Origin of the sequence: Ligilactobacillus acidipiscis DSM 15836 (assembly GCF_001435755.1) — a bacterium.
Lineage (GTDB): Bacteria > Bacillota > Bacilli > Lactobacillales > Lactobacillaceae > Ligilactobacillus > Ligilactobacillus acidipiscis.
This window is the reverse complement of record NZ_AZFI01000202.1, coordinates 1-3,232: the sequence shown is the minus strand read 5'-3', so window position 1 is coordinate 3,232 and position 3,232 is coordinate 1. Positions and strand designations below refer to the sequence as shown.

Annotated in this window: 2 protein-coding genes and 1 pseudogene; 2 read left to right on the top strand and 1 reads right to left on the bottom strand. The window is 38.5% G+C overall.

What is annotated here, in order from left to right:
- Positions 1-125: 125 nt before the first annotated feature.
- Positions 126-641, bottom strand: a complete 516-nt coding sequence (locus tag FC65_RS09760) for an ECF transporter S component (RefSeq protein WP_056972526.1) — start codon at positions 639-641, stop codon at positions 126-128.
- Positions 642-1,930: 1,289 nt separating this feature from the next.
- Between FC65_RS09760 and FC65_RS12610 the strand changes: the two are divergent.
- Positions 1,931-2,507: pseudogene (locus FC65_RS12610) on the top strand (iron-containing alcohol dehydrogenase); the annotation flags it as partial.
- Position 2,508: 1 nt separating this feature from the next.
- The coding region (locus tag FC65_RS12605) for a dehydroquinate synthase/iron-containing alcohol dehydrogenase family protein (protein WP_235803126.1) at positions 2,509-3,117 on the top strand (609 nt) is incomplete at its 5' end.
- Positions 3,118-3,232 lie beyond the last annotated feature (115 nt).

The following is a 3,232-nucleotide window of genomic DNA, read 5'->3' as shown; positions in this document are numbered from 1 at the left end:
CAGTACCACTTGATAAAGAACCAAAAATTATGCAGATATTAGAGATATCTACTTACACTTAGTATACCGCTTACTTGTTTAGATTTCAGTCGTTTACCCTTAAAATATTAACACTTAGTAGTAAACTATTCCTGAGCGTAGTTCTGTAAAACTTTGCTCAACGGCCAGTAAATCAAAGGATAGAAGACTAAATTTCCGGCTGCGTGATAGATGTCAAATAGAAATCCGCTGGTGTAATAGGCGATAAAAGCAGGGGCCTGACCAATTACGACCATACATAAGCTAACTATCAGGCCATATTCCAAGCCTAGAAGAGTTGCCACTCCTAACTGCAACCACCAAAATTTCTGTAAAAAGAACAGCTTTTTGAAAAGCAAGACTGTTAGCACACAAACAATATAAGCAGCTATTTGCGGAACAGTCCAAATGCCAAATCCTAAGTACAAGTTGGAGACCAACATGGTCAAGATCGCCAAGACCAAACCAGCACCACTACCATTAATCAAAGTAACGATCATGATTATATCTGTCACTGGTTGGACATTGGGGAGCGGGACCTTAATGATCCGCAAGACAGTACAAATGGCCGCTAACAAACCTAACATCGTTATTTTCCGAATGGAATTATGCGCTTGTCTCATCGTTATTCTTCCTCGTATTATTAAAATTAAACATTGGCTTTTAAACCAAGTTTTAGTGATATGACAACTTTCCTTGTTGGACATTACATGATAATCTCTAAGTGTCATTAGCTTTGATCAACTGGTATAGGATCATTTATCCTGTAGTCCAACTACTTTTTAAGACTGGCGCCCAGGTAATCATTTTAAGTACCAACCACATGTTGTATCGATCGATCTGTCAACTAGTTTAGCAGAGCTAGTCGCAGCTTTAATTTGACTGACTTACGAGTATTTATGGTGCGAGAATGTTTTTAGTGATTTATAGTTAGGGACTCTCATGCAGTGTTTAACTTAAGAGCAGATAGTTTCAATGAAAAAGGGCCATTCCCCGAAGAAAATTACTTGTCGGTATTGCCATTAACTCAAAAGGACTAAAAGCACAATACAACTCTTCTATGCGTCGGTTTCCAATGATGAAGGCAGCCAGCTTAATATTGACGCAGTTTTACTTAATTTGTGAAATGATTAAACGGTATAAGCACGTCTTTGAAACGTCTAAAAATGATTCATTCGGTATCCTTACATGCTGACATTGATTTAAATTAAGGGCGACTTTGTCCTTCTTTTTGACTTTTGTTGCTGGACACTTTTCTTGGAAGTTTTACCGTTGACCTTATATGCCCAGTAGATGGTTTTATTAGCGTTTTATTTATGTTTGCTGGTCTGTGTGACCATTTTCCTTAGAGTTTGACTGACAAAGCTTTCTTTAGTTCGGTCAAGACCGTAGCGTTTTTCTTTACATGAACGTTTTTGGGAGTGATTTGATTGCTGTTATTTTGTAATTGATAAGTGTCCTTCGACCTGAGCAGTAGGTGCGGGCTTTTTAGTGGCTTGAGAACAACCTATTATCAAAAGAAATAACTACTAAAACCACCAAATTAAAAAATATCTTCTTTTAAAAATCATGCAAAGTTTCTCCTATATTTTCTCTAACATACTTAAAAATTACGTTATTAGATTACCATTTAATTTCCATTTGTCAAATTTATGTGAATATAATTTCATTTAGAGCTGAACCGTTAAGCCTAAATCTTTACATGTGAAAAAATAAGCGTTAAAATGATTATGAATCATATTTAAAAATTAATTCACTATGTTATTAAGACATTATTTTTAAACATCAAGTGAAAATGCATACAAATATTTTTTTAAAGAGTCCATTCCTGATAAAATTACTTTACGTTTCCACTTGACGGCAAACATTGTGCAGTATTTTTCAAATAAATATAAACAGGAGGTCTTTATTTATGGCAGAACGCAGTTATGATTTTTTAATGCCAAGCGTTAACTTTTTTGGCTCAGGTGTCATTGCAAAAATTGGTGAGAGAGCAAAAATGCTGGGGATGAAAAAACCAGTCGTTGTGACTGATAAGTTCCTGGAAAATTTGGAAGGTGGTGCTGTTAAACAAACACTTGCTTCCTTAGACGAAGCCGGCGTTGATTATGTTATTTACAACGGTGTTGAACCTAACCCAAAGATCCATAACATTAAAGAAGTTAAGGCCTTATTTGAAAAAGAAAACGCTGATTCTATCATTACGGTTGGTGGGGGATCCGCTCACGATACGGGCAAGGGTGCAGGGATCATCTTGACTAATGGTGATGATATTACCAAGTTAGCTGGGATCGAGACTTTGGATAATGCCTTACCGCCGTTGATCGCTGTTAACACCACAGCCGGTACAGGTTCTGAATTGACTCGCCACGCTGTGATCACTAACGAAGAGACTCATTTGAAGTTTGTTGTCGTTTCATGGCGCAATATTCCGCTGGTTTCATTCAACGATCCAAGCTTGATGTTGGATGTACCGAAGGGCTTAACAGNGCGACCGGGATGGACGCTTTCGTGCAATCGATTGAACCATATGTTTCAGTTGACCATAACCCGATCACAGATTCTCAATGTATTGAAGCCATCAAGTTGATCGAGACTTCTTTGCGTGAAGCAGTCGCAAACGGCCACAACTTGAAGGCTAGAACGAAGATGGTCGAAGCTGAAATGTTAGCCGGTATGGCTTTCAATAACGCTAACCTTGGATACGTGCATGCGATGGCTCATCAATTGGGCGGTCAGTATGACGCACCACATGGTGTTTGCTGTGCTTTGTTGCTGCCATACGTGGAAAAGTATAACCTGATCGCTGACCCGCAAAGGTTTGCGGAATTAGCTGAATTTATGGGCGAAAATACAGCCGGTTTATCAACTCGTGATGCTGCTGAATTGTCCATTAGAGCTATGAAGCAGATGTCTGATGATGTTGGTATCCCAGAAACGATCAAAGATATTGGTGCTGACCCGAAAGACTTTGAGCTGATGGCTGAAAATGCCCTGAAAGATGGAAATGCAGCTTCTAATCCACGTGTTGGCACCAAAGAAGATATCGTGAAGATCTTCCAGGCTGCTTACGCTGGTAATTTAGACTTTTCATTTTAGCCATTAAACTTGAAGAGGACAGCTGAAAACTTGAATTACCCCATAATCGTTAGACATAGAAACTAACGATCATGGGGTGTTTTTAGGGTTCTATAATATTTGGTACTGATAGAAA

Excerpts from the sequence above, each read along its gene's own strand:
- FC65_RS09760 (WP_056972526.1), bottom strand. The coding sequence starts at position 641 with ATGAGACAAGCGCATAATTCCATTCGGAAAATAACGATGTTAGGTTTG.